The organism is Paenibacillus tritici (assembly GCF_013204885.1).
Classification (GTDB): Bacteria; Bacillota; Bacilli; order Paenibacillales; family Paenibacillaceae; genus Paenibacillus_AQ; species Paenibacillus_AQ tritici.
Genome location: NZ_JABMKX010000012.1, coordinates 240,266 through 260,127, shown reverse-complemented (window position 1 = coordinate 260,127; position 19,862 = coordinate 240,266). Strand labels below are relative to the sequence as shown.

Genomic DNA, 19,862 nt, shown 5'->3' with positions numbered 1-19,862 from the left:
AACCGTACAGTCAAACGTACCGCTTACTTAAAGTATATGCGGATTCTTCATAATAATGCTTGGGTTTAAAATAACTATATATAACATGTTATGTTATATATTTGAGTGTTGAAGTATGCGGAAATCATCTGGATAGCTAAAATTGGCGGGAGAAAGGCATTTTTACTAATGAGTGTTAATAAAAATACAGTATAAAGCACACGGGGAATGTATATGTAGTGTATGCGTTTGCATTAGCGGTGCATAAGGGAACTTCAGAATGATGCAAGTTTTAATTAGAATATTCAAAAAAATAGTCTTGTCAATTTACCTGACTTCTGATTATAATGACATTAAGAGTTTCACGACTTGTTAGGAAATATAACATTGGGGAGTGGGGTACAATATGAAAAAGAAGTTGTTGATGATGTTCCTGGCCATGATTACACTGATGATCTATCCGGTCAGCGCGTTTGCGGCTGAGGGTCCGGCAGCACCGGATCTGCAGATCGGACTGGATACTGCATTTACCTTCCTGGCATTTATCCTTGTATTCTTCATGCAATCGGGGTTCGCATTACTTGAGGCCGGTTCGGTCCGGATGAAGAATGCCGGCCACGTTGCCGGTAAGACAGTACTGACACTGGCAATTGCCAGCTTATGTTTCTGGGCACTGGGCTTCGGTCTTGGCTTCGGAAACGGCAACAGCTTCTTCGGAACTACGGGCTTCTTCTACGGTGGAGATTCAACAGCCTCCGCGTTCGAATCCCTGGCGTTCTCCGATGTAACGCTGAATACTAAATTCCTGTTCCAAATGGCATTTGCTGCAGTCTCCCTGGCGATTGTATCCGGCGGTATGGCTGAACGTGCTAAACTTAGTGTATACATTATCTTCGGAATTCTCTTCTCGGTCGTTATCTACCCTGTGGTAGCTCACTGGGTATGGGGCGGCGGCTGGCTGGCTGAACTGAGCATGCAGGATTATGCAGGTTCTACTGTAGTCCATCTTACAGGAGCAACGGCGGCTGTAGTGGCAACCATTCTGCTCAAACCTCGTCTTGGCAAGTTCAACAAAGAAGGCAAGCCGGTTATTATTCCGGGTCATAACCAGGTATTCACGGTACTGGGTGTTATCATTCTCTGGTTCGGCTGGTTCGGATTCAACCCGGGCAGCGCCTTGTCTCCAATGGGCGGATTCTTTGGACACGTAGCGCTTACCACCAACATTGCAGCAGCGGCAGGCGGTCTGGCTGCACTGGCGGCTTCCTGGCTGTACTTCGGCAAATCCGATATCCCGGCCATGCTTAACGGCGTACTGGCAGCCCTCGTTGCCATCACCGGTGCTTGTGCCTTCGTAGAACCATGGGCAGCAATCATTATCGGTCTTGTGGCAGGTGCCTTCACCTTCATGACTTCACAGTGGCTGGAGCGTGCCGGACTTGATGATCCGATCTATGCTTTCTCTGTACATGGTATCGCCGGAATATGGGGTGCATTGTCCACAGGCCTCTTCGCAGCACCTGATCTGATTGAACAAGGTGCACTTGTAGGTAAAGCGGGTCTGTTCTATGGCGGAGGCTTCCATCAGCTTGGCGTACAGGCGCTGGGTGTAGTCGGAACCTTTGTCTTCGTAGCGGTAATGTCCTTCGTAATCCTGTATGTAATGAAGATGGTAATTGGTATTCGTGTAACGGAAGAAGAAGAATTGATGGGTCTGGATATCAGTGAGCATGGTACGTACGGCTATCCTGAACAAATGAAGCTGATCGCTGAATCGGATTCCAAAACCCTGAAGCATTAATAGATTTCTACTCGATAGGGAGGCGGACCGAGTGGCTTCGATGGAGACTGCAGATTGGAACGAAGAAGAAAGTTACTTGTCCATCGTAACAGCCGGTTCGCCGCAGGAGCTTAAGGCCAGGCGTACCGCTTGCCAACAGGTACTTCTGGAGCAGTTAAACGTTATTCCGGTTGAGGAATGGATGTACCGGGTCAATGCCATGCATGATCAGCTTGCCAGAACGGCGGTACACCTATGTGAGGCGCAGATGAAGGAGGCGGGCTACGGCCTGCCTCCTTGTGCCTATTCCTTCATTGTATTCGGCAGTGCAGGCCGGCAGGAAGCCACGCTGTGGAGCGATCAGGATAACGGTTTGATTGTTGAGGGAGAGCTGGAGGGCGACAGGGGAAGTTATTTTGAAGCTTTTGGCAACATGCTGTCGGATGTACTTGAAGCTATAGGTTATGAGAAATGCGACGGCAGAGTCATGTGCTCCGAGCCGCTCTGGCGGAAGTCGCTGGCTGAATGGAAGCATCAGCTGTCAGACTGGATGGAGCAGCTCGAATGGGAACCTGTCCGCTACCTGATTATAGCCTCAGACATGCGCCATGTAGCCGGGAGTGAGGAGTTGTCTGCCGCTTGGCGGGAAGCTCTTCATGCCGGATTCATAGACAACAGCAAATTAACGACGGCAGTGCTGCGCAATACAGTACGCCATAAGGCTACGCTTAATCTGCTTGGACAGGTACTCACGGAGCGGTTCGGCGATAATGCAGGCGGCTTCGATGTGAAATATGGCCTCTACATTCCGCTGGTGAATATCGTCCGGCATTTGTCGCTGCTGCACGGCATTGAGGAATCTTCGACACTGAAGAGGCTTGAGGACCTGGCGGAGCTGAACCAGTATCAGCATCTTGAAGAGATCCGGCGGGCTGTCCTGACGGCGCTGAGGATGCGTGTGAATACGCCGTATACGGTGGTGGACGGTCTGCTGGCAAGCAGTGATTATTATCCCGGGGATGATCTGAAGAATAAGCGGCTCAGAGCGGAGCTGCGGGAAAGTCTGCTGCTGATCAGACGTCTGCATAAGGCGCTGCAGCGTCAGCTCCGGTCAGCGGAAAGGAGGCAGCTATGAAGGAGCCGAACAAAGGCGGGGGATTCTGGAATAACCTGCGGCAGGGCGGAATGCCGTCCGCCATCGCTTCCATGAGAGGCGGGGAGTCGGCCCAGCAGACCGCCCAGCAGATGGCCTTCATCCGTTCTCTGATGCGTGAAAAGCGGCGTCCGGAGGTACTGCACACTCCGCTGTCTGAACTGGAGACGGTTATATTTGATCTGGAGACGACGGGCTTCTCCCATCAGGGCGGGGATGAGATTATGTCCTTCGGGGCGATCCGGGTTGTCGGGGAAGAGATTAAGGAAGAGGAGTGCTTCTATACACTTGTGAACTGCGGGGCAGCCATTCCTGATCACATCACCCGGCTTACGGGAATTTCAGCAGAGATGACATCAGCTGCACCGCCGCTCATGGACGGGCTGCATAATTTCATGTCCTTTGTCGGCCAGCGGGTGCTGGTGGCGCACGGAAGTGCCCATGACAAGTCATTTCTGAATGCGGCCTTATGGAAGACCTCCAAGGTCCAGTTAACCCACCGGGTGCTCGATACGATGATGCTGGCCCGCTGGCTGGAGCCGCACCGCAGCAATTACACGCTGGATGAGCTGCTGGCCATCCATGAGATTCCCATTGAGGGCCGTCACCATGCGCTGGAGGATGCCAAAATGACGGCAAAGTTATGGGTGAAGTATATCCGCCAGATTTCCCAAAAGAACCAGGTGGACACGCTTGGTGATCTGTACGCGTATCTGAGCAGAACATAACGGCTATGCTGGGAAGACGAAGACAAACAGAATTTGCATAAGGTGAGCAGGCTGGGATGCGGAGCTAGGAAGGCAGCGAGTCTGCTGCGCAGGAGGGCGGTCAGGCGGCGGGTCTGCTGCACGGGAAGGCGGACAGGCGGCGGGTCAGGCGGAAAGTCGGCGGGTCTGGTGCGCGGAAGGCGACAAGTCGGCGAGTCTGGTGTGCGGAAGGAGATAAGGCGGCGAGTCTGGTGCGCGGAAGGCGATAAGGCAGCGGACCAGGCAACACTTGGAGGCGACAAGTCGGCGAGTCTGGTGCGCAGGAAGGCGGTCAAGCGGCGGGTCAGGCGCTACGTTGAGTACGGGCTGTTGTGGTCCGTACAATGCCGCCCGCTGCGGCAGCAACAGCAGTTATCCGCAGGCTTCCTGAGGATAACAGGTCAGCAGAAGCTTCCCCAGCCTCTGCTGTATGGAGGAGCCCTGTCTGATCGACTGGGGGAATCCCTGGACTGCTGTCAGCTTTACCCCTCTCTCTTCATGGGATTTCGTCTTTGACGGAATCCTCTTTTTTCGTTCATACCCCTGGGGCTTTATTCGAATCCACCAACTCGACCCCGTCGTATGCTGTTTGGGAGGGGAGCGCCGGAAATAGATGGATTTTGTCCACTTACTGCTGAAGGAATAGTCGATGTTAAACCAATAGTTGGAAAAACAACACTTAATTTAGCTCATTTCTCCCAGTGTACTTAAAACTATTCAGATTAGATGTTGTTTTTCCACTTGCTTACGCACATTCAGCAGAAATGGGAGGATTAAGATACGTTTTTCCACTTACTTACTTGCTTGTTACAGGAAGGGTGGCGGTCTCCGTTCCATACCCTGGAGCTTGCTCCTGGGCTGCACCTCTGCTTCCCCCGGGAGCCCAGGCCTCTACCCCTGCTGTCCCTCAGCGTCCCAGGCATCCACCATCGTTCTCCCTCGTAACCCAGACATCCACCTCGGTTCTCCTCAGCGTTCAGCCCAGGCATTCACCTCCACTTCCCTCAGCGTCCGAGTATCCACCATCGTTCTCCCTCGGTAACCCAGATATCCGCCTCAGTTCCCCCTAGCGTTCAGCCCAGGCATCTACCTCGGTTCCCCCTCAGCAGCCCAGGCATCCAGCTCCACTTCGGCAACATTCTTCCTTTTGTTCGGTAAATTACGTTTGAAACTGGAGCAAGTGGGGGTACAATAGAGAAAAATCCTCCATGCAAAGGAATTGAGTCCTATGAAGGCAGTCCATAAAAGGAATTTGACGATTCTGGCCTTGATTATTTTTCTGGCCGTGCTTGCCATAGAACATAAAGTGAAGTCTGAGCCAAGCGCGGTTGCGGTTATGCAGCCGGCAGCGGAACCGGAGACTGGTGCGTACGCAGGCATGAAGGCCCCTTCTTTTACCCTGCAGGAGGGAGATAAGCAATATGTGGTCGATGGAGCAAGGGACAAGGCGGTCATTCTGAACTTCTGGGCCTCCTGGTGCGACCCTTGCAAGCAGGAAGCTCCTGAGCTGAATAAGCTGGCTATGAAATACAGCAACGTGCTGGATGTATACGGAATCAACGTTACCAGCCAGGATTACAAGCCTAATGCGGAACGGTTCGTCAAGAAGTATATGCTGACTTTTCCGGTGATGTATGATTTGAAAGGGCAGATCTTCGATAAGTACAACGGAGCGGTGTTCCCGACCAACGTGTTGATTGACAAGAATGGTGTGATTAGTGAGATCATTCTGGGTGTCCTGTCCGCTGAGGAATTGGAAAAGAAGATTATCGCCCTGACAGGCTCCTAGCCCAATCGGCGGCCGTCGCACATTGCAAAAAGCCCTCCAGGGCGGATACATGTCCGCACTGGAGGGCTTTTGTCTAATATAGGAGGGGGTTACAGTGGTCAGTGATTGACCAAACCTCTGGGTTCACTGCTGGTCTGGATACCCTGATCCAGTGAGATTTGCCCCAGAAGGGCATACCGCATGGAATCGACCAACGCCTCCCAGCTCGCTTCTATCACATTGCTGGATACGCCTACCGTACTCCAGGTGTCGCTATAATCTTTGGATTCAATCAGCACGCGAACCTTCGCTGCCGTCTGGTCCTGCTCGTCCAGTACACGGACCTTATAGTCGGAGAGGTGCATATCCTTAAGCTGCGGGAAGTAGGTCTGCAGCGCCTTGCGCAGTGCGTTGTCCAGCGCGTTGACCGGACCGTTGCCCTCTGCCGCAGTGTACAGGCTCTCGCCGCCCACCTTCAGCTTGACGAAGGCTTCAGAGACTACGGAGCGGCCGGCGGTCTTCTCAACCAGCATTTTGAAGGATTCGAAGGTGAACAGCTCATTCATCTCGCCGGTAGCTTCCCGGAGCAGCAATTCAAGTGAGGCGTCTGCACCTTCGAATTGATACCCCTGATGTTCAAGATCCTTGATCTTGTCGATAACCTTGCGGGCCTGCTCGCTGCTTGGATCAAGGCTAAGCCCCATCTCCTGTGCCTTGGACAGCACATTGCTCTGTCCGGCCAGCTCGGAGACCAGTACACGCTGCTTATTGCCGACCAGCTCGGGAGCGATATGCTCATAGGTCCGTGAATCACGCAGGATCGCCGAGACATGAATCCCGCCCTTATGGGCAAAGGCTGCTGCCCCCACATAAGGCTGGTTCACCGGCATGTTCACGTTGGCGACCTCACTGATATACCGGGCCGTGTTGGTGAGCTGCGGCAGGGAATCTCCGGGGATGCAGTGGTAGCCCATTTTGAGCTGCAGCGTTGGGATAATGGAGCATAGATTGGCATTGCCGCAGCGTTCGCCGTAGCCGTTGATGGTTCCCTGAACCTGACGGGCACCGGCGCCGATTGCGCTTAGGGTATTGGCTACCGCAAGCTCGCAATCGTTGTGCGTGTGAATGCCAAGAGCCGCTCCCGGAAGGATAACGCCCATCCCTGACACAATGTCATGGATCTCATTTGGCAGGGTGCCGCCGTTCGTGTCACACATGACCAGCCAGTCTGCTCCGGCCTCACGGGCACGGGTAAGAACGGCAGAAGCATATTCAGGGTTGTTCTTGAAGCCATCGAAGAAATGCTCCGCATCGAAAATAACCTCAAGTCCTTTACGCTTCAAATAGGAGATGGAATCGCCGATCATGGCCAGATTCTCTTCGAGTGTAGTCTGCAGCGCAGTATGAACATGGAAGTCCCAGGACTTCCCCACCAGAGTAGCTGCCGGAACGCCTGCATCAATCATTCGTTGCAGCCCCTCATCCTGCTCGGTCACCGTGTTCTTACGCCGGGTGCTGCCGAATGCGGTGATCTTGGCATGCAGATGCAGCTCCTGGACTCTTTTGAAAAATTCGATGTCTTTGTTATTGCTTCCCGGATTGCCGCCTTCAATATAATGGACACCCAGATCGTCGAGTTTTCTGGCGATCTTCAGCTTGTCATCCGCCGACAGACTGATCCCTTCACCCTGAGTGCCGTCGCGCAGGGTAGTATCGAAGATGGAGATAGACTTAGACATGAGTGTCCTCCTAAAAGTTTTGTGAGTATACGTATATGAAATTAATTTTTATATTATATCATTTTTACGCGGGAAAGTAACAAAGAACTTTTCACTTGGTTGTCACTTGGGTGCTGTACTGCAAAGTTGACCTCCCGCCAGGGGAGAGGTATGCTGAAATAACATAGGGAACCCCGAAGATAAGAAGGTGACACCGTGCAGAATGTGGATCAATATTATCCGGCGAGCGGCAGGGTTATTCTGCATGTGGACATGAATGCTTTTTACTGCTCTGTGCACGAGGCGGAAGACCCGGAGCAGTACAAAGGCAAGGCGACGGCTGTTGCCGGGAGCGTGGAGTCCAGACGGGGCATTATCGTCACCTGCTCCTATGCCGCACGCAGGCTTGGCATCTCCACCGGGATGCAGGTGCAGAAGGCGCTGCGCATCTGCCCCTCCCTGATCCTGATTAAGCCGAATTTTCATCTGTACCGCAAGTACTCGAATGCATTTATGCAAATCGCCTACAGCTATACGCCACTGCTGGAAGCTGTCTCGATAGATGAATGTTATCTGGATATCACCGGTTCCCGCCAATTCGGAACGCCGCTTGAGATTGCCGGGAATCTCCAGCGCAGGATTATGGAGGAGCTTGGCCTGCCTTGTTCCATCGGGATCGCCCCCAATAAGCTGCTGGCGAAGATTGCTTCAGATCTGAAGAAGCCAAGCGGGATCTCAGTGCTGCGCCTGCGTGATGTGCCGTCCATTCTATGGGACAAGCCCTGCAATGAGATGTTCGGCATAGGCAGCAAGACGGCAGAGAAGCTGCGGAAGCTGGGGATCTACAGCATCGGACAGCTGGCGGCAGCGGATGAGACGATGCTGGTCGGGCATTTTGGCGTAATGGGCTCCTGGCTGAAACGGGCAGGGAACGGGATTGATCATGGAATCGTCAATCCTGAGCGGGAACAGAGCAAGTCCATCGGACATACGACTACGCTGCCGCATGATGTGGTGGGTCTGGCGGAAGCGCGCCCGATCCTGCTGAATCTCAGCGATCAGGTAGCCCGGAGGTTAAGGAAGCAGGGGCTGGTTGCGGCGGGCGTGCAGCTGACTATCCGTACACCGGATATGAAGACGATTACCCGCTCCCGCCAGCTGGAGGCTCCTACGGAGAGCTCTGAGGACATCTATAAGGCAGTCTGTGACCAGTTCGCGCGCCACTGGAAAGGCGACAAGCCGGTGCGGCTGCTGGGTGTAACTCTTCAGGGGCTGACGCTCAAAGAGGAGGCCGCCATTCAGTTGGATCTGTTCGATTATGAGCGGCAGCCGAAGAAGGAATCACTCAATAAGGCGATGGACATGCTGCGTAACAAATTCGGCGAGAATGCCGTGCTGACCGCAGGTATGCTTAGTGACAGCCACTCGGCGCGGCTGCGCAACCACAAGGAACGGGGCACCTCATTGCAGAAGGATAATCTGAACGGAGCAGAGCGGGATGCGGACTGAAATACCTTGCCGGGACAGCCGTTAAGCGGGTGCCGGAGAATGAGGCAATAATGTCAACACATTGAAAATGCATTGAAATTGTAGTCTATTTATATTAATATGAGAAAAATAACAGGCTGCGACTGCAGGCTGTATTGTTTAAGCGGGAGGCAGAGATAAAATGGCTAAGTACACTTGGGTCGAGAAGGACACATGCATCGCTTGTGGTGCTTGTGGCGCGACGGCCCCTGATATTTTTGATTACGATGACGAAGGTTTGGCAGAAGTGATCTATGAGAACGACGGCAACCACGGTAATGTAGTGATTCCGGACGACTTGTTCGATGACCTGCAGGATTCAGCTGACGGATGCCCTACAGATTCCATCAAGATCGCGGATGCGCCTTTTAACAAAGAAGGCTAAGTGCGGCTTCAATTCATCAGTACTGGAACGTTAGGAACGGATATAGGGTGAAGCTTATATTTGGTTCCTAACATCTACATAAAGGCATCTCCGACCGTGATAAATGCGGCTTGAGATGTCTTTTTTTGCGGCTTGTGCCGATATAAAATAGAAGTTAACTAAAAATACATATGAATCTTACTCCCTGGAGGCCAATGTGAAAAATTCTCAGCATCTAAAAGCGTATGTACAGATGCATCCGGATAATAAGATGGCATGGTACTTGCTTGGTAAGGAATACTATAAGAACGGACAGTTCGGAAAAGCGAATTACTGCTATAACCAGGCCGGGGAAGTCTATGAGGCTTTTGAGCACAGCAAGGTGCCAGCGGATATGCTGCAGCAGTATGAAGAAGGGCTGCTGCAATCGGCCCGGGAACGCCAGACGTCAAGGCTCAGGAAACGGCGTGTATTGCTGGCTCTAATGCTGCTGCTGTTGCTGCTTATTCCGGCTGCCGTAGCTCCGGGAGTCCCGCAGGAGAATGCCGAGACACCTGCAGGCGAGAGGGTAAATGATCCCCCGGCAGCGCTGGCGGCAGTAACCGGAGAGAAGCAAGAGAGTCCGCGAGATCCGGAAAGTCTGGATTTCACCGCGGTTGCGGCGGACGCGGCGGCCGGGGGACAAGGGCTGGCAAGCCTTCTGCAACAGACGAAGACTCCTTCTGTCACGGCACTGCTCAGTATGAGACGCTCCGGCCAATGGCTCCTGTGGAACAAAGGGCTTCCTCTGGCAGCTACGCTTGCCAAGACTGGAGAGGGGCGTGTAGTGTACCAGTCCTATGACCCGGCAGCGTGTGAATGTCAGCCGCCGGATGCGGCGGACATCAAGCAGCAGGCGGGGAAATGGCAGAAGCGGCAGGAGGAGCTGGCTGTACTCTGGAGTGCAATGCGCGCCTATAAGAGCAGCAAGGGGGCTCTTCCCGGATCGGTGCAGGATCTGGTGAAGCCGTTCCCGGCGAATGTGCTTGGCGGCGTAACACCGCTGATGAAGGAGGCGTTCACACCGCTTCGTGCAGCCGCCGCAGGAGCAGAGGCTTCACCGCAGCCCACAGCATCTCCGCAGCCTTCCTCCGGCCCGGATACCAGCTCTCAGGGGCAAGGGCAGACCAGCGGGAGCCATGCGGCAGCAGGCGGGGAAGCGAAGCCTTTTTTTGCAGCACCGCTTAAGATTATTGTGGATAAACAAAAACACCGTCTGGCAGTGACCAGCGGCAGGATTATTCTGCGGAACTATGCAGTAGGGCTCGGCGGCGACAAGACACCTGAAGGGGAATTCGTGATTAAGGACAAAGTGGTTAACCCGAACGGGCGGGATAACGGGGAATTCGGCAGCCGCGGGATGCAGCTCTCGGACAGCAATTATGCAATCCACGGGACGAATGAACCGGATAGTATTGGCAAGGATGAGTCGCTGGGATGTATACGGATGAGCCGCAAGGATGTGGAGGAGCTGTTCGCCATGGTGCCGATGGGGACGGCGGTGCAGATCGGCACAGGGGTTCTGCCTGAGGAGCTAGTCGTACCGGAGGAACGTTTCCCTTCGGATTCGCCCCGGGATCAGACCAACCCCCATAAATTGTACCATTGGCTTCATTAATTCCCTGCTACGATGAATAGAACAACAATGAGTGCAATCAGCAGTACCAGGCTGGCACCGATCCACAGGATTGCTTTGCGGTTGACTTCTTCCTTCTTCTGCTGGAGTGTTGGAGGTTTGCGTTTTGTTGACATCTTGTCACCCTTCTTTCTCTCATCATCTGTGGTACCCCTTACATGAAGCCGGTTAGCGGCAGTAGAGCGGATTGAAACCCGCCTCTCTATTTTAGTCTGTATGAAAAGACAAGTCTAGCCGCAATCTCTCAGCCGTTCCATATCTCTGCATTCCAACGGTTTGAACTGTGATCGGCAAAAAACTTTTCTTTTCACCCGGAAACGGATAAAATTAAGAAGAAACTTATAGATACGGGAGTCGTTATGCGAATGGGGTTCCCTTGAAGGAGCGAGAACGGTGCTGTATCGACATTTTGGCAAACCAATTTTCTTTAAAATGGACCCGGAGACGGCGCACCATCTCGTCGTAGGCGGACTAAACAAAGCGGATTTAGTTCCCGGCGGAAGTGCGGCTATGCGCCTGATGTACGGTGTCCCTGAGACGGCTGACCTTGCAGTGGACCTGTTCGGGGTACATTTTCCTACACCCGTAGGCTTAGCTGCAGGCCTGGATAAGAATGCTGAAGCGGTAGGAGGCTTCTCTTCGATCGGCTTCGGATTTATGGAAGTGGGTACGGTGACACCTGTGGGCCAGCCCGGTAATGACAGCCCCCGGCTGTTCCGCCTGCTGCCGGACAAGGCACTCATTAACCGGATGGGCTTCAATAATGAAGGCGCCGAAGCGATGGCATTACGCCTGAAGGGGCTTAAGAAACGGAGAATTCCGGTTGCGGTCAATATTGGACGCAACAAGGCTACCCCTAATGAATTGGCGCATGAGGATTACCGCAAGTGTATCCGTACGCTGTATCCGTACGGTGATTTTTTTGTGGTCAATATCAGCTCGCCGAATACCCCGGATCTCCGGAGTCTCCAGCACGGCAGCGAGCTCTCGAATCTGCTCAGCCAGGTGAAGGAAGAGATGAAGCTGCAAGGTGAGAAGTATGGCCTCACCAAAGGGCTGCTGGTGAAGATCGCGCCCGATGTCAGCGACGCCGAGCTGGAATATATGGTACATACCATCACGGAAGCCGGAATGGACGGTGTGATTGCCACCAATACGACACTCGCCCGTGAAGGGCTGAAGAGCGATAAAGCCGGGGAGACGGGAGGCCTCAGCGGTCAGCCGCTGCGCGAGCGCTCCACGGAGATTATCCGCAGAATATACAGCCAGACCGGCGGCAAGCTGCCGATTATCGGGTCGGGCGGTATTTTTACAGCCCAGGATGCTTACGACAAGATCCGGGCGGGCGCCAGCCTGGTCGAAATTTATACAGCACTCATCTATGAAGGCCCGGAGGTTAACCGCAAAGTGCATGCCGGATTACGGCAGCTGCTGCGGAAGGACGGATTCCGGGGGCTCCTGGAAGCGGTGGGCGCTGATCATCACTGAAGGATGAATGGACAGGAGGACAAGGCGATGGACGTCAGGGACTGGGGAACTTTTCTGCTTCCTTATGAACAAACGGTGGAGGAATTGAAGGTTAAATTCAAGACGATGCGCTCCGAGCTTAAGAAAAGGGAAGAATATACTCCGATTGAGTTCGTGACCGGCCGTGTCAAGCGGCTGTCAAGTATTCTTGAAAAGGCCAAGCGGTTAAACGTGAAGATGGAGGATCTGGAAACGGGCATTGAGGATATCGCCGGGATTCGCATTATGTGCCAGTTCGTCGAGGATATCCGCAGAGTGGCGGAATACATCCGCGCCCGAAAGGACCTTGAAGTGTTATATGAGAAAGACTACATTACCAATTATAAGGAAAGCGGCTACCGCAGCTTCCATATGATCATCAGATATCCGGTACAAACTGCGCTCGGTCAAAAAATTGTACTGGCTGAAATTCAAATCCGTACACTGGCGATGAACTTCTGGGCAACCATTGAGCATTCGCTGAATTATAAATACCGCGAGAGCCTGCCCGATGAAATGCGGGTCCGCCTGAAGACGGCAGCGGAAGCAGCCTCCATACTGGACAGCGAGATGTCGAGCATCCGGGAAGAGATTCTGGAAGCCCAGAAGACCTTCGAGGAGAACTCGAACATGACGACCCAACTGCTGAAGGCCATCCACCAGCTGTATTTCTATCACCTCGTGAACGAGGCGATTGAGAGCCAGGAACGGTTCAATGCCATCTGGCAGGCACAGGATATGGATGCAATGAAGGAGCTGCTGGATCATGTGCGGGAGCTGCTCTCGAATGCCAAGAAAGGCAGCGAGCCGGATGGCTTATGAGCCGCTGTATCTGGCCTACCTCATCTACTTCAACCGGGACAGGGATTATTTCGAATGTCATGAGGTGCTTGAGGAATTATGGCTGGAGAAGCAGCGTGATCCGCTCTACAAAGCTCTGCTGCAGGTCGCAGTCGGGCTGTATCATTTCCGGAATAACAATGTTCGCGGCGGCCTGATTCTGCTGAAGCAGTCCCATGAAGTACTGGGCAGATATCCGGCGGTGACGCTGGGCATTGATCTGGCGAAGCTGGTTCAGGAAGCGGGAGAGTATACTGCCCGTCTTGAAGCCTTCGAGGAGCAGCCCTTTGCTTATTACGATCTGACCATCCGCATGGTGGACCCCGTGCTGGAAGAAGAGGTGAGGGTGGCTGCGCAGTCCATTCAGCCGGTTCTTCCCCAGCGGCGCGGTCCGCAGCGGCCGGACAGAATGAAGCACTAGAAGAGAATGGCATAGGCTAGAGGAACAACAGGAGCACCCGAGGGGGTGTTCCCTTAAAACGGATGCCGTCCTTACAAGGACGGCATAGTCGTTTCTACTTGATATTTGAGCAGGGGGACCCATCATGACAGCACAACTGCCCGGAACTTTCATGGAACGTATGAAAGAGCTGCTGGGAACGGAATATGAAGAATTTATTGATACATATAAGCAGCCGCCTTACGGAGGAATCCGCGCCAATACGCTGAAGATTACAGTGGACGAGCTGCGGGAGCGTTCACCTTTTGCGCTGGAGCCGATTCCCTGGTGTCCATCAGGCTTCTACACCGGGGAGGGGGCCAGACCCGGCAAACATCCGTATTATCATGCCGGTCTGTACTATATCCAGGAGCCGAGTGCCATGGCCCCGGTGGAACTGCTGGGTGTTCAGCCGGGAGACCGGGTGCTGGATCTCTGCGCAGCACCGGGCGGCAAGTCTACACAGATTGCGGCCAAGCTGCAGGGTGAAGGCATGCTGGTCACGAATGATCTGCATCCTGAACGGACGAAGGCGCTCGCCAAGAATCTGGAGCTGTATGGAGTGCGTAACGGCATTGTACTGAATGAGAGCCCGGAGCGGATCGCGGCAGCCTTCCCCGGCTTCTTCGACCGGATTCTGATCGACGCGCCCTGTTCGGGGGAAGGTATGTTCCGCAAGGATGAGGATATGGTCAGGCAGTGGGAGCCGGGAACTCCGGCCAAGTATGCGAATATGCAGCAGGAGATTCTGAAGGCGGCAGCGGCAGCGCTGAAGCCGGGAGGAACGGTTGTATACTCCACTTGCACCTTCGCGCTGGAAGAGGATGAGGAGATGATTGCCGGATTCCTGTCCGGACATCCGGAGTTCTCGCTGGTTCCCGTTGGCGGGACTGGTCCGTTCGCCGCCGGACTTGGCCCACTGCCGGGTGCAGCTCGGCTGTGGCCGCATAAGGTTAAGGGGGAAGGGCATTTCATGGCGGTACTGCGCCATGGCGGAAGTGAAGGCCTGGATAGAGAAGGGCCGGCAGCTATAGAAGAAGCTGTAGGGGCCGGAGCTGTAGAAGCGGAAGCTGTGAAAGCAGAGGCCGGATTGCCAAAAGCTTTAAAGGGACAAGCAGATCTGAGAGAAGCAACCCTATCCGTATCATCGCGGAAGGTTGCCAAATCTGCTTTTCCTTTTAAAGCTGCTGCTGGCAGGACGGATCACGGACGCGGCAAGGGCGGACACGGCTCCGGCAAGACAGGAGCTGCCGGCGGACGGCAGGCACCCGGAAGCGGGGAAGAGGCATCGTTTAAGGTCTATGCTGATTTTATCCAAGAGCTGCTGGGGAATGTGCCTGCTGGACATCCGATATGGTTCGGGGATCATCTGTATATCTCCCCGCTGCCGCGTGAAGCGCTGAACGGGCTGAAGACGATCCGACCCGGCTGGTATGCCGGACAGATTAACAAGAGCGGCAGATTCGTTCCCGGTCATCCTCTGGCTACAGCGTTGCGTCCTACTGAATGCAGCCGCTCTGTTTCTCTATACAGCGCCAGTGGCGAAGCGGTCTCCTACCTGAAGGGCGAGACATTGTCAATTCCGCGGGAGCGTCTGTCCATTAAGGAAGGACATGTCTCCAAGGGTTATACTCTCGTCTGCATTGACGGCTTCAGCGCAGGCTGGGGCAAATGGCAGGATGGTATACTGAAGAACGAATATCCCCCAGGCTGGAGGTGGACCTAGATTATGGCTACAGCAGGAAATGCGAATAAGAAGCAACGGATCGACAAGGTGCTGTCCCACATGGGAATTGGCTCACGCAGCGATATCCGCAAGCAGGCCAAGCAGGGTCTGATCACTGTGAATGGAGCTGTCGTCAAAGACAGCGGGTTCCATGTAGACCCCGGACAGGATCAGATAGAGGTGGGAGGTGAGTGGGTCCTCTACCGGGAATATATCTATCTGATGATGAACAAGCCGCCGGGCGTGTTGTCTGCAACGGAGGATAAACGGGACCGTACCGTCCTGGATCTGCTGAAGCAGGAGTATGCCTTGTTCGAGCCGTTCCCGGTCGGGCGGCTGGATAAGGATACGGTGGGACTTCTGCTGCTCACGAATGACGGCAAGCTGGCTCATGAGCTGCTGTCCCCGCGCAAGCATGTGCCCAAGACTTACGAGGCAACCGTCGAGGGGGAGGTGGATGCAGCGGATGTGGCTGCTTTTGCCGCGGGTGTGGAGCTGGAGGATGGTTATGTGACGCTGCCCGCACAGCTTAGCATTCTGGGCAGAGAAAGAGGCAGCAAGGTGCTGTCGTATATCTCGCTCACGATCACGGAAGGCAAATTCCATCAGGTGAAGCGGATGTTCGTGGCTGTCGGGAAGAAGGTGGTGTTCCTGAAACGGGTGTCGATGGGCGAACTGAAGCTGGACGAGACGCTGCCGCCCGGTGTCTGCCGGGAGCTGACTGCGGGGGAGCTGGAGCTGCTACAAGGACACACCAGACTGACCTGACAGTATACTATACAGAGAGATAGGATGATGGGGTATGAAATACAAGCTGATAGCACTGGATGTAGACGGGACATTACTGAATGACGATCATCAGTTAAGCGAAGAGAATAAAGCGGCGGTTGCCGAGGTTACGCGCCAGGGCGGGCAGATTGTACTCTGCACAGGGCGAAGCCCGCAGAATTCAATTCCTTTTATGGAAGAGATGGGCCTGTCGGGGTATGTGCTGGGCCATAACGGAGCGGTAACGGTGAGGGTGGAAGACCGTAAGGTGCTGCATCAGTACGGGCTGGATGCCAGAGGGCTGGACCCGTATATCGCCTATTGCCGCGAGCGTGATATCCATTTCGACGTTAATACCGCGTTCGATATGTATGTGGACAATGTGGAGAATCTGACGAAGGAAGCTAACTTCATGTATGAGCATTTCCGGATTATGCCTGCATCACTTCCGGCCTGGGAGGACTTCCGAGAACCGATTGTGAAATTCACTGTGTTCACGCAGTCGGGCATTCTGGATGAAGCACAGCGGGAGTGGGCTACCTGGGGAGAAGCGTACAATATTCTGCGCAGCGGAGAGTTCTTCGTGGACTTCATGCACCCCGAAGCCTCCAAAGGCAACGCGCTGAAGAAGCTGGCGGCTGAGCTTGGCATCCCGCAAGAGGAGGTATTGTCCATTGGGAACTATTATAATGATATCTCCATGCTGACTTACGCCGGCTTGGGTGTGGCTATGGATAACTCTCCGCTTGAGGTCAAAGCGGCGGCGGATGTTATTACCGGCACCAACAATGAGAACGGTGTGCGTGATGCGCTGGTGAAATACTGTCTGTCTTCCTGACTGCTGACAGCAGCAAGAAAAAGCAGCCCGCCCCCATACTGGGGAGCGGGCTGCTTGAAGTTCCTGTGCTGTGCTGCTTAAATGGAATTATACGAACAACGAACGGGAAATGATAACGAGCAATATGAAGAGCACCAAAATCGCACCGGTCGATGTGAAGCCTGCACCTACACCCATGTCTGATTCCTCCCTTGACTCATGTCTGTTCCCATTGCCGCAGTGTAGTCCGGCGGTCTTTCATGGGATAATGACATCATATGCGTATGGAGGCCGGGTGAACTGGTCAGCAGCCTAACTCTCGTCAATATGGGCTTTTAGAATCCGCAGACCTTTGGGCAGATGATTCTTGAGCTGGCCGGAGCTGGCTTTGCCCCAGCCAACAGGCAAGCCGTCTACACTTACCAGTGTCCAGCCATGCAGACTTGGTGGAACAGTCAGGCTCTCTCCGCGCAGCCAGGCTTCGGTTTCCGGACTGTCCGCAGGCATATCATAGCTGCGCGCAGCCTGATCCGGTCTAAGCGCCATGGCCAGGGCGTGGGCGGGTTCGATCCGGTTCTTCTTCAGATGGGCAATATGCAGACCGGCACGCGGAACCTTAAGGCCGTCCAGCAGCCCGGTATGCAGCCGCTCATTGAACGTCTCAGGCAGCAGGTACAGGGATTCGCCGAAGAGAAGCGGTACTCCATGTCCGGTGAATCCGGGCAGCTCTGCCGCCGACCAGTCCATGAACTGCTGATAGGCAGCTCTGAGTGAGGCGCTTGCCTTCTGGCCGTTATTGCCGCGGTCCCCGCGTTTCCCCCGGTTCTTGCGCTGGGCAGAATCTGCCTGATCCCCGTTAGCTGCCTTGCGCAGCAGGGCTACGAAATGCCCTTCGCCTTTGTCCAAATGCGGCCACAGCCGCTTCGTCACGATCAGCTCCATATCAGGATAGGCCTGTACGAAGCGCTCCATGGTTTCCTCGTTCTCTTGGCGGTTGAAGGTACAGGTCGAATAGACCATACTGCCCCCCGGCCTCAGCATCAGATAAGCATCCTGCAGAATATCCCACTGCCTGGCTGCGCACATCTCTACATGCTTCGGCGACCATTCGTTCAGCGCCGCAGGGTCCTTGCGGAACATCCCTTCCCCGGAGCAAGGTGCATCAAGCATAATCCGGTCAAACACTTCCGGGAATCGCCTGGAAAGATCCCCCGGAGCTGCGGAGGTGACCAGAGCGTTGGATATTCCGAGCCGCTCCACATTTTCTGCCAGTATTTTGGCCCGTTCCGGGTGGATTTCATTCGAGACAAGAAGTCCTTGTCCTTGCATTAGCGCAGCAATGTGGGTGGTTTTGCCGCCGGGAGCGGCCGCCAGGTCGAGCACGGTCTCACCGGGAAGCGGCTGAAGCAGCTCAGCTGCGGACATTGCGGAGGGCTCTTGAATATAATATAGTCCGGCGGTGTGATAAGGATGTCTCCCCGGCCGGGCAGGGTCTTCATAATAGAATCCGGCCGGGCACCAGGGGACTTGTGACAGGTTAAATTGTGAGAGGGCATGTTCTGCTGCGGCTTGGCCTGGATCTGAACTGCTTTTTAGCGTATTGAACCTCAGACCCTGGGTCCGCCGTGCCAGATAGCTCTCTAGAAAAGCATCCGCCGTATCCCCCAGCATCTCTCGGATGTTAGCGGTGTAAGCGGCAGGCAATCGTTCTTCATTCATAAATCACTCTCCTTGGTCCAAGTTCAAGATAAGTAAAGCTGTCATCTTAGTTGCTGTTTCGGGTGGATACCGATAAAATTAAGGCAGGGAACCTTAGCGTACCTGTAACAGTACCCGTAATTGTACATATATACAACTATATCATAATTGCCGGGCTTCACCGTAAATAGGGCAATTGTAAAGGGAGATGTACCTAATGAACTTGCTGCAAGCGCTATTCTTCCCGCCGGAGCAACCCGGTGGTGTGTCTTCTATGATCCCTTATCTGCAGGAACGCTTCCGGTCCAGCCGCTGGGAGATGGATTTGTTCTGGCTGCCCAAGCGCATCCGGGGCAAGGGACGCGAAGACATCGTCTTTGAGACCTTTGACTGGACACTATACGGCGAAAGTCCGGTTGTGCAAAAATATATACAAACCTACCGTGATTACATTTGGTGGACCAAGCTGCGGATGAGCAAAAGTTATGATCTGATCCATGCCCATCATCCGATTGCCGGACTGGCGATGAAGCGGATATATCCTGATCTTCCTCTGATCCAGACCCTGCACTCCAGCTATGAACGCGAGCTGATTCTGAATGGAGTGATCCGGGAGGGGGGGCTGGAGCATCAGTTCCTGGTCTCCATTTACCGGGAGCTGGAGCATGTGAGCGACCGGCTGATGACGGTTTCGCGTGCTTTTGCCGACTATTTGATTCCTTATGTTGAGCAGCCTGCCGACATTGGTATCATTCCCAACGGATTCGACGAAAAGAGATTCAAGCCTGTGCCGCATGAGAATGATGTTCCGCAGCTGGTTACCGTTACCCGTCTGGTGCCGGCCAAAGGCATAGATATTCTGTTCAAGGCCTGCGCCGAGCTGAAGCAGCGGGGACATGAGTACGTGCTGCACATTATAGGCGACGGGCCGAGCCGGGCAGAGCTGGAGCAGCTGGCGCAGCAGCTTGGTATTTATAATGAGACGATTTTTTACGGGTATACGCTGCATCCTGAGGAGTTCATGCCGTTCTTCGATATCTTCGTTCTGCCATCGCGGGCGGAGGCGTTTGGGTCGGTATTTGCCGAGGCGGCGCTTAGCTGTCTGGCACTGGTCGGGACCAATGTCGGCGGAATCCCCGAGCAGATTGAAGACGGGGTCAACGGGCTGCTGGTGAACCCGGATGATGCGCTGGGACTGGCAGATGCGCTGGAAAAAGTAATCAGTGATCCCGGCTACCGTTATGAGCTGTCGCGCTCGGCTTGGGACAAAGCCAAAAGCCGCTACTCTCTGACCCGTGTAGCGAATGAGCTGAAGAAAACCTACCTGCAGTTCCAGCCGGGAGTGAAGGGGTGAGCCT

The 19,862-nt window shown here is 54.2% G+C and carries 18 protein-coding genes; 14 read left to right on the top strand and 4 right to left on the bottom strand.

Going from position 1 to position 19,862, the window contains the following annotated elements; all coding sequences use genetic code 11:
- Window positions 1-385: 385 nt before the first annotated feature.
- The 4 genes from HQN87_RS22300 (at window position 386) to HQN87_RS22285 (ending at window position 5,447) form a co-directional block, all read left to right on the top strand.
- Window positions 386-1,780 carry an ammonium transporter gene (locus HQN87_RS22300; RefSeq protein ID WP_173137768.1) on the top strand — a complete coding sequence of 465 codons (1,395 nt, stop codon included), beginning with the start codon at window positions 386-388 and terminating at the stop codon, window positions 1,778-1,780.
- 40 nt (window positions 1,781-1,820) lie between these two features.
- Complete coding sequence (locus tag HQN87_RS22295; protein ID WP_216857409.1) at window positions 1,821-2,894, top strand: DUF294 nucleotidyltransferase-like domain-containing protein; 1,074 nt, start codon at window positions 1,821-1,823, stop codon at window positions 2,892-2,894.
- Window positions 2,891-3,640, top strand: coding sequence for an exonuclease domain-containing protein (locus HQN87_RS22290; RefSeq protein ID WP_173137764.1), 750 nt, complete (start codon window positions 2,891-2,893; stop codon window positions 3,638-3,640). Before HQN87_RS22295 ends, HQN87_RS22290 begins: the two co-directional genes overlap by 4 nt.
- A gap of 1,246 nt (window positions 3,641-4,886) precedes the next feature.
- Window positions 4,887-5,447, top strand: a complete 561-nt coding sequence (locus HQN87_RS22285) for a TlpA family protein disulfide reductase (protein WP_173137762.1) — start codon at window positions 4,887-4,889, stop codon at window positions 5,445-5,447.
- 98 nt (window positions 5,448-5,545) lie between these two features.
- Here the strand turns inward: HQN87_RS22285 and cimA are convergent, their stop codons facing one another.
- Entirely contained in the window at window positions 5,546-7,165 is a 1,620-nt protein-coding gene (gene cimA, locus HQN87_RS22280; protein ID WP_173137760.1) for a citramalate synthase, read from the bottom strand.
- A gap of 252 nt (window positions 7,166-7,417) precedes the next feature.
- Here cimA and HQN87_RS22275 point away from each other — a divergent pair, with 252 nt between their 5' ends.
- The 3 genes from HQN87_RS22275 (at window position 7,418) to HQN87_RS22265 (ending at window position 10,692) form a co-directional block, all read left to right on the top strand.
- Entirely contained in the window at window positions 7,418-8,653 is a 1,236-nt protein-coding gene (locus HQN87_RS22275) for a DNA polymerase IV (protein WP_216857408.1), read from the top strand.
- A gap of 160 nt (window positions 8,654-8,813) precedes the next feature.
- The gene (locus HQN87_RS22270) at window positions 8,814-9,056 is read left to right on the top strand and encodes a ferredoxin (protein WP_036702186.1); all 243 of its coding nucleotides are present in this window, start codon (window positions 8,814-8,816) and stop codon (window positions 9,054-9,056) included.
- Window positions 9,057-9,252: 196 nt separating this feature from the next.
- A complete protein-coding gene (locus tag HQN87_RS22265; protein ID WP_173137756.1) occupies window positions 9,253-10,692 on the top strand; it encodes a L,D-transpeptidase family protein in 1,440 nt (479 codons plus the stop codon).
- Here HQN87_RS22265 and HQN87_RS22260 read toward each other — a convergent pair.
- Window positions 10,689-10,826 (bottom strand): hypothetical protein, encoded by a 138-nt coding sequence (locus tag HQN87_RS22260; RefSeq protein WP_173137754.1) that lies wholly within the window; start codon window positions 10,824-10,826, stop codon window positions 10,689-10,691. The genes HQN87_RS22265 and HQN87_RS22260 overlap by 4 nt on opposite strands.
- Before the next feature lie 277 nt (window positions 10,827-11,103).
- Here HQN87_RS22260 and HQN87_RS22255 point away from each other — a divergent pair, with 277 nt between their 5' ends.
- From HQN87_RS22255 to HQN87_RS22230, 6 genes are all read left to right on the top strand, one after another.
- Window positions 11,104-12,198 (top strand): quinone-dependent dihydroorotate dehydrogenase, encoded by a 1,095-nt coding sequence (locus tag HQN87_RS22255; protein WP_173137752.1) that lies wholly within the window; start codon window positions 11,104-11,106, stop codon window positions 12,196-12,198.
- 27 nt (window positions 12,199-12,225) lie between these two features.
- Complete coding sequence (gene yjbM / locus HQN87_RS22250; protein ID WP_036725183.1) at window positions 12,226-13,038, top strand: GTP diphosphokinase; 813 nt, start codon at window positions 12,226-12,228, stop codon at window positions 13,036-13,038.
- Window positions 13,004-13,477, top strand: a complete 474-nt coding sequence (locus HQN87_RS22245; RefSeq protein WP_367272772.1) for a DUF309 domain-containing protein — start codon at window positions 13,004-13,006, stop codon at window positions 13,475-13,477. Before yjbM ends, HQN87_RS22245 begins: the two co-directional genes overlap by 35 nt.
- Window positions 13,478-13,601: 124 nt before the next feature.
- Window positions 13,602-15,221: an RsmB/NOP family class I SAM-dependent RNA methyltransferase gene (locus HQN87_RS22240; protein ID WP_173137750.1), complete on the top strand. Its 1,620-nt coding sequence runs from the start codon at window positions 13,602-13,604 to the stop codon at window positions 15,219-15,221.
- A 3-nt stretch (window positions 15,222-15,224) separates the two neighbouring features.
- Window positions 15,225-15,989 (top strand): pseudouridine synthase, encoded by a 765-nt coding sequence (locus HQN87_RS22235; RefSeq protein WP_173137748.1) that lies wholly within the window; start codon window positions 15,225-15,227, stop codon window positions 15,987-15,989.
- Window positions 15,990-16,023: 34 nt separating this feature from the next.
- A complete protein-coding gene (locus HQN87_RS22230) occupies window positions 16,024-16,827 on the top strand; it encodes a Cof-type HAD-IIB family hydrolase (RefSeq protein ID WP_173137746.1) in 804 nt (267 codons plus the stop codon).
- Between the two features lie 87 nt (window positions 16,828-16,914).
- On the opposite strand, the gene HQN87_RS22225 is transcribed toward HQN87_RS22230, so the two are convergent.
- Window positions 16,915-17,004, bottom strand: a complete 90-nt coding sequence (locus HQN87_RS22225; RefSeq protein ID WP_173137744.1) for a sporulation protein YjcZ — start codon at window positions 17,002-17,004, stop codon at window positions 16,915-16,917.
- Between the two features lie 114 nt (window positions 17,005-17,118).
- A complete protein-coding gene (locus HQN87_RS22220; protein WP_173137742.1) occupies window positions 17,119-18,525 on the bottom strand; it encodes an RsmB/NOP family class I SAM-dependent RNA methyltransferase in 1,407 nt (468 codons plus the stop codon).
- 196 nt (window positions 18,526-18,721) lie between these two features.
- Between HQN87_RS22220 and HQN87_RS22215 the strand changes: the two genes are divergently transcribed.
- Window positions 18,722-19,858, top strand: a complete 1,137-nt coding sequence (locus HQN87_RS22215) for a glycosyltransferase family 4 protein (protein ID WP_173137740.1) — start codon at window positions 18,722-18,724, stop codon at window positions 19,856-19,858.
- Window positions 19,859-19,862: the final 4 nt, after the last annotated feature.